General features: G+C 72.4%; 7 protein-coding genes. 4 read left to right on the forward strand and 3 right to left on the reverse strand.

Going from position 1 to position 6,835, the window contains the following annotated elements:
* Positions 1 to 63: 63 nt before the first annotated feature.
* From E1293_RS19530 to E1293_RS19545, 4 genes are all read left to right on the forward strand, one after another.
* The gene (locus E1293_RS19530; RefSeq protein ID WP_132198862.1) at positions 64 to 1,488 is read left to right on the forward strand and encodes a serine/threonine-protein kinase; all 1,425 of its coding nucleotides are present in this window, start codon (positions 64 to 66) and stop codon (positions 1,486 to 1,488) included.
* Between the two features lie 82 nt (positions 1,489 to 1,570).
* The gene (gene mshB / locus E1293_RS19535) at positions 1,571 to 2,464 is read left to right on the forward strand and encodes an N-acetyl-1-D-myo-inositol-2-amino-2-deoxy-alpha-D-glucopyranoside deacetylase (protein ID WP_132198863.1); all 894 of its coding nucleotides are present in this window, start codon (positions 1,571 to 1,573) and stop codon (positions 2,462 to 2,464) included.
* A gap of 5 nt (positions 2,465 to 2,469) precedes the next feature.
* Positions 2,470 to 2,961: a DUF6113 family protein gene (locus E1293_RS19540; RefSeq protein WP_132198864.1), complete on the forward strand. Its 492-nt coding sequence runs from the start codon at positions 2,470 to 2,472 to the stop codon at positions 2,959 to 2,961.
* A gap of 24 nt (positions 2,962 to 2,985) precedes the next feature.
* The gene (locus E1293_RS19545) at positions 2,986 to 3,483 is read left to right on the forward strand and encodes a flavin reductase family protein (RefSeq protein ID WP_132198865.1); all 498 of its coding nucleotides are present in this window, start codon (positions 2,986 to 2,988) and stop codon (positions 3,481 to 3,483) included.
* 68 nt (positions 3,484 to 3,551) lie between these two features.
* On the opposite strand, the gene E1293_RS19550 is transcribed toward E1293_RS19545, so the two are convergent.
* From E1293_RS19550 to E1293_RS19560, 3 genes are all read right to left on the reverse strand, one after another.
* Positions 3,552 to 5,165 carry a DHA2 family efflux MFS transporter permease subunit gene (locus E1293_RS19550; RefSeq protein WP_132198866.1) on the reverse strand — a complete coding sequence of 538 codons (1,614 nt, stop codon included), beginning with the start codon at positions 5,163 to 5,165 and terminating at the stop codon, positions 3,552 to 3,554.
* Entirely contained in the window at positions 5,162 to 5,782 is a 621-nt protein-coding gene (locus E1293_RS19555) for a PadR family transcriptional regulator (RefSeq protein WP_132198867.1), read from the reverse strand. The genes E1293_RS19550 and E1293_RS19555 overlap by 4 nt, the downstream gene beginning before the upstream one ends.
* Before the next feature lie 98 nt (positions 5,783 to 5,880).
* A partial coding sequence (locus E1293_RS19560; RefSeq protein WP_132198868.1) for an LCP family protein occupies positions 5,881 to 6,835 on the reverse strand: 955 nt, incomplete at its 5' end.

Below are 6,835 nucleotides of genomic sequence, written 5' to 3' on the forward strand. Positions count from 1 at the left end.
CGCCCTCGCGTAAGCTCAAGGCTTCCCCAAGCACTTTTGTCGTCGCGGGCTGAGGAGTGTTCAATGCCGGAGCTGCAGCCGGGAGATCCCCGGCGGCTTGGCTCGTACGAGATCGTCGAACGGCTCGGCGAGGGCGGCCAGGGCGTCGTCTACGCCGGCGTCGACGCCTCCGGGAACCGGGCCGCGATCAAGCTCCTGCGCGCCGACCTGGCCGGGGACACGATGGCGCGCACCCGGTTCGTCCGGGAGGCGCAGGCGGCCAAGCAGGTCGCGCGGTTCTGCACCGCGCAGGTCCTGGAGGCCGACGTCGCGGGCGACCAGCCGTACATCGCCAGCGAGTACGTCCCGGGTCCGTCGCTGTTCAAGCAGGTCACCGAGACCGGCCCGATCGGCGGCGCGGCACTGGACCGGCTCGCGATCGGCACCGCGACCGCCATGGTGGCGATCCACCAGGCCGGGATCGTGCACCGCGACTTCAAGCCGCACAACGTGATCATGGCGCCGGACGGCCCGCGGGTGATCGACTTCGGCATCGCGCGGGCGCTGGACACCGGGCAGACGAACGCGACGAAGGCGATCGGCACGCCGTCCTACATGGCGCCCGAGCAGGTGGCCGGGGCGACCCTCACCGAGGCCGTGGACGTGTGGGCGTGGGCCACCACGATGGTGTTCGCCGCGAGCGGGCACCCGCCGTTCGGCGACGACACCGTCATGGCGGTGATCAACCGGGTGATGCACGAGCCGCCGTCGCTGGACGCCGTCCCCGCCGACCTGCAGCGGCTGATCGCGGCGTGCCTGGTCAAGGAGCCGGAGCGGCGGCCGACCGCGCAGCAGATCATGATGGCGCTGATCGGCAGCGGGCCGGGCGCCGGGCCCACCCGCATGGACGACCCGGCGCAGGCCAACACGATGCTGGCGGAGGGCTCGACGCTCGCCGCGGGCGGCCTCGCCGGCGCCGGGCTGGCGGGCGCCACCCACCCCGGCGGCGGGACGCGCCGCGTCGCGCCCGCCGACTACACCGGGAACCTGCCGCCCGCGCGGACCCCGGCCGGGGCCGGCCGCGGCCGCTACGACGACTGGGAGCCCGAGCGCAAGTCCAAGTGGCCGATCGTCGCGGCCGTCGCGGCGATCCTGGTGCTGGCGCTGGTCGTCGGCGTCTTCGCGGCGACCCGCGGCGGCGACGACTCGCCGAACGCGCCGGTCAGCCCGTCCGTCACCGACTCCGGGTCGGCCTCGGAGGAGCCGACCAGCGAGGAGCCCGACGAGCCGGCGCCGACCCGTACCAAGACGCACCGGAACACCCCGCCGCCGCAGACGTCCGAGCCCACGAACGAGCCGCCGACGTCCGACACCCCGACCGCCGAGCCGCCGACCTCCGACACCCCGACCACCCCGGCCACCACTCCCGGCAGCGGCGGTGGCGGCAACGACGGTGGCGGCGGGAACGATGGCGGCGGCGGTGGGAACGACGGCGGTGGCGGCGGCTGAGCCGGGCCGCGGCGGCCCTCCGGGTTGCGCGGGGCAGGGCGGTCATCGCCGCCGTGCCGGGCCCTGAGTAGGCTCGTTGACTATGAAGGAGCCGCGGATCCTGTTCGTCCACGCCCATCCGGACGACGAGTCCATCGGGACCGGGGCGACCATGGCCAAGTACGCCGCCGAGGGCGCCCACGTCTGTCTCGTCACCTGCACGCTGGGCGAGGAGGGCGAGATCATCCCGGCGGAGCTGCGCCACCTGGGCTCCGACAAGGAGGACACCCTCGGCGAGTACCGGATCGGGGAGCTGGCGGCGGCCTGCGCGGCGCTCGGCGTCCGCGACCACCGCTTCCTCGGCGGGGCGGGCCGCTGGCGCGACTCCGGCATGATGGGCGCGCCGACGAACGACGATCCGCGCTGCTTCTGGCAGGCCGACGTCACCACGGCCGCGCTCGACCTCGTCGCGGTCATCCGGGAGGTCCGCCCGCAGGTGATCGTCACCTATGACGAGCGCGGCAACTACGGCCATCCCGACCACATCCAGGCGCACCGCGTCGTGTGGCGGGCGTTCGAGCTGGCCGCCGACCCCGCCCACGAGGACGGCGCCGAGCCGTGGCGGGCCGCGAAGTTCTACGCCTACGCCACCCCGCGGACCGTCCTCGCCCGCGCGATCGCCGTGATGCGCGAGGCGAAGCTGCCGTTCGACCGCGTCGCCGGGCTGGACGAGCTGGGCTCCGGCGTCCCCGACGGCCAGGTCACCTCGGTCGTGGACGGCCGCGCCCACCTGCCCGCCAAGCTCGCCGCCCTGCGCGCCCACCGCACCCAGATCACCGTCGCGCCCGAGCAGGTCGGCCCGTTCTTCGCGCTGTCGAACAACCTGGGCCAGCAGGCGTTCGGCACCGAGTACTTCATCCTCCAGGCCGGTGAGCCGGGACCGGTCGGCCCCGGCCGCCGCGAGCGGGACCTGTTCGCCGGGCTGCCGGTACGCTGACGTCCGTGGACAAGGACGACGACGATTCCGGCGTGAGCCTCGCCAAGAACGGCCTTCCGGCGGAGGCTCCGGGGCGGGAGCGGGCGGACGGCGAGAAGCCCGGCGACGCGTTCGTGTCCGGTGCCGCCTATGCCGCGCTCGGCCTCCTCGGCGGCGTGTTCGGCGTGGTCGGCTCGTTCGCGCAGGACTGGAGCGCCGGCCCCGTCCCGGTGGCGGCGATCGTCCTGGTCGTGCTGGTGTTCGCGATGGCGCTGCTGTCCGGCCGGGGGATGGGCGGGCGGCTCGGCGCGACGATCCCCGCGGTCGTCTGGGCCGTCGTGGTGTTCGTCCTGTCGATGCGCCGTCCGGAGGGCGACCTCGTCGTCCCCGGCACCACGGCCGGGTACGTGTTCATCCTCGGCGGCATGATCGCCGCCGTGATCGGGGTCATGCTGGTGCCGCCGGCCGGGCGGCCGGGCGACTGGCTGACCGGCAAGGCGGGTCGTACCCGCCAGTAGCACCGCGGGTAGGGTGGTCCCGTTGTGACTGGTGACGCCCTTGATCCCGACCTGTTCCGCCGTGCCGTCGGCCGGTTCCCGACCGGTGTCGCGATCGTGACGACGGTGGCGGACGGCACCGATCACGCGATGACCGTGAACGCGTTCTCGTCGGTCAGCCTCGACCCGCTGCTCGTCCTGTTCTGCGCGGAGAAGGTCGCGCGCTTCCACGACATCGTCCTCGGCACGGGCCGGTGGGCGGTGTCGGTGCTCACCGACGAGATGCGGGACGCGTCCCAGTGGTTCGCGACCCGCGGCCGCATGCTGGACGGGCAGCTCGAAGGGTGGGAGCACACCCGGGGCCCCGCGACCGGCGCGGCCGTCTTCGCCGGTGCCGCCGCGGCGCTGGAGTGCCGCACCCGCGCCGTCCACGACGGCGGCGACCACAGCATCGTGGTAGGCGAGGTACTGACCGTGGACCTTCCCGACCACCCCGCCGCCCCGCTCATCTACCACGAGGGCGGCTACCGCTCCCTGACCTGACGTCGACTTGTGGCGTGTTGCCCTTATGAACGGCCGGATAAGGGCGACACGCCGCACGTCGACGGGGGTCAGGTTGCGATGGGGGCCGGTTCGGGGTCCAGTTTCTTGGGGGTGTCCGAACGGTGGCCCTTCAGGGTGAGGCAGGCGGCGGCGCTGAGCAGGACCACGCCGATCGGCAGCCACATCGTCGGCCTCATCGCGTGCACGAAGCCGTGCGAGAACACCTGGCCGGCCAGTTCCTGGATGCGGTGCGCGACGCTCGGCGGGATGCCGGGCGGCAGCTGCTGCTGCGCCCCGCTCTGCCCGGCGCCGACCTCGAGGCCGCCCTTGGCGGCGTCCGCGAAGCTCTCCACGAAGCCGCCGCGCACGTTCGGCGGGAGGGACGCCGACCGGGTCGCCGCCTCGTCCCGCAGCGAGGACGCCAGCTGGTTCTGCAGGACGGCGCCGACCGCCGCGCTGCCGAGCACCGACCCGACCTGCCGGATCGTGTTGTTGACGCCGGACGCGGCGCCCGCGAGCCGCGGCGGGACGTTCCGCGTCGCCTCGGTGGCCATCGGCGCGAACACCCCGCCGATGCCGAACCCGGCGACGACGAGCGGCGCGAGGAACGCCTTCCAGTCCGTGCCGACCTCGGCGACGAGCACGAGCCACAGCATGCCGGCGGCGTAGAGGGTGAGGCCGGCCATCAGGATGAACTTGCCGCCGAACCGGTCCGACATCCGGCCCGCGACGGGCGCGAGGAACATCGAGACCAGCGAGGACGGCGCCATCACGAGCCCCGCCTTCAGGGCGCTGAAGCCCAGCACCGACTGCATGTAGATCGTCATCGGCAGGAACATGCCGATCATGCCGATCGAGACGGCCGCGCCGACGAGGTTCAGCACGGTGAAGTTGCGGTCCCGGAACAGCGAGAACGGGACGAGCGGCTCGCCGTCCTGCTTGCCGCGCTGGTGCAGCACGAAGATCACGAACAGTCCGAGGCCGGCCGCGATCAGCCCCCAGATGCCCTCGTTCCACTCGTACTTCTGGCCCTCGGTGAGCGCGAACGTGAGGCAGAACAGGCCGGCGGACGCCAGCAGGACGCCCACGAGGTCGAAGCGGTGCTTCACGGTGGGGGTGTGGCCGGGCAGGATCGGCACGGCCATGGCCATCACGAGCACGCCGATCGGCAGGTTCACGAAGAAGATCCACCGCCAGTCGAGGGTGGTGACCAGCAGCCCGCCGACCGTCGGGCCCGCGATGGTGGACACCCCGGCCACCGCGCCCCAGACGCCGAGCGCGGCGCCGCGGCGCTCCGGCGGGAACACGTTGATGATGATCGACATGGTCTGCGGCATCAGCAGCGCGGCGCCGAGGCCCTGCACGGCGCGGGCGGCGATCAGCTGCGCCGGGTCCTGCGCCAGCCCGCACGCCAGGCTGGACAGCGTGAACAGCGCGACACCGGCGATGAACAGGTTCTTCTTGCCCCACAGGTCACCGAGCCGGCCCGCGGTGATGAGCAGGACGGCCAGCACCAGGATGTAGGCGTTGACCACCCACAGCACCTCGTCCAGCGAGGCGTCCAACTTGTCGATCATGCTCGGGATCGCGATGTTCACGATCGTCAGGTCGAGCAGTGTCATGAAAAAGCCCAGGGAGAGCGTCAGCAGGATCGCCCAGGGATTTCCGCGCCATTTGCTCATGAGGCCCCCTTCTCGTCATGGCGTGGTCGCCGTGGCCGGCACATGGTCGTCGCCCCGTCCTTCCAGGTCAGCCGACCGGATTCCAAGTCGTCGGCCAGTGTGCGCACGAAGTCGAGCTCGCCCCGCACCCGCGCGATCAGCCACTCCTGGTCGAGCAGCTTGTAGCGCTCGATGCCCTGCGTGAGGAGCGCCTCGTTCGCGGTCCGGTGCCCGGCGAGCGCCGCCTCCAGGGCGACGGTCCGGCCGCGCAGGAGCCGTGCGACCTCGTCCTCGGGCAGCAGGTTGACGAACGCCAGCCCGGTGCCGAACAGCGGGAACTCCTCGGCGGGATGCCGGATCAGCTCGGCGAGCCGGAACTGCGCGGCGTCCCGCCCGGCGGTGGTGACCGCGTACACGGTGCGCTCGGGCCGGCGGCCCTCCCGGCTCGTCTCCAGCGGCTCGATCAGGCCGGCCGCGGCGAGCCGCTCCACCGAGTGGTAGAGCGACCCGTGCGTGATCTTGACGGCATGGTCGTAGGCGTGGTCGCGGATGCGCTGCTGCATCTCGTACGGATGCATCGGACCGTCGCACAGCATGCGCAGCACGGTCAGCGCCAGCGGCGTGAGGGGTCGGGACATGGTGACGGCCTAATGGTCGGCTTTGATTAATCCGCTTAGACTAATCCATGTAGACCGCTGTCGTCACCTTGGCCCTATGTCCGACATGTCTTCGCTGGTCAGCGGACGGCGTCCACCGAGTTCGCCGCCCCGTTGCGCGACACGTAGTCGCCCACCCGGTCCTCCCGGACGTCGGTGAACAGCTCCCGGGTGCCATCCTCGTCCAGGAGTACGACACTCTGGCCGTCCCGCTCGTCCATCTTCGCGACCGGCGCGGTCAGGTACTCCAGCAGGGACGTCTTCAGCAGCCGGCGCGCCAGCCCGCGCAGCGTGCCGGACGACACCGAGTCGTCCACCGTCACCGAGCGCGTCGCCGCCCGGATGAACCGGTCGATCTTGATCGGGTTGCGGGTGTCCAGGGCCTTGTCGGCGAGCGCGTGCAGGAACGCCTGCTGCCGCTTGATCCGGTCGAGGTCGCCGCCGGGCAGGTTCCAGCGCTGCCGGACGAAGTCGAGCGCCTCGACGCCCTCCAGGTGCTGGTGGCCGGCCTGCCACGTCCGGTCGTGCATCGGGTCGTGGGTCTTCTTGGTGATGGTGACGTCGACGCCGCCGAGCGCGTCCGTCATCTTCACGAACCCGCCGAAGTCGAGCGCCGCGTAGTGGTCGACGCGGACGTGGGTGAGCCGCTCGACCGACCGGATCAGCAGCGACGGCCCGCCGAACGAGAACGCCGCGTTGATCTTCGCGTCGCCGTGCCCGGGGACCGGGACCCAGGCGTCCCGCGGGATCGCGATCACCGACACCCGGTCGCCGCGCCCGGACAGGTGCACCAGCATGATCGTGTCGGATCGGGCGCCCATCGAGGGGATGTCGGCGCGCCGGTCGGACCCGATCAGCAGCCAGTTCTCGCCGCGCCCGGTGGAGGACGGCCGCCCCGCCCCGCCGGGCAGCGCGCCGGCGACCCGCTTGACGTCCCCGTTGTAGGCGCGTTGCAGCAGGTAGAGGCCGCCCGCGAGGAGCAGCAGCACGCCGACCGCCAGCCCCCCGCACCCGATGACCTGTCTCTTATACACA

Origin of the sequence: Actinomadura darangshiensis (genome assembly GCF_004349235.1) — a bacterium.
Taxonomy (GTDB): Bacteria; Actinomycetota; Actinomycetes; order Streptosporangiales; family Streptosporangiaceae; genus Spirillospora; species Spirillospora darangshiensis.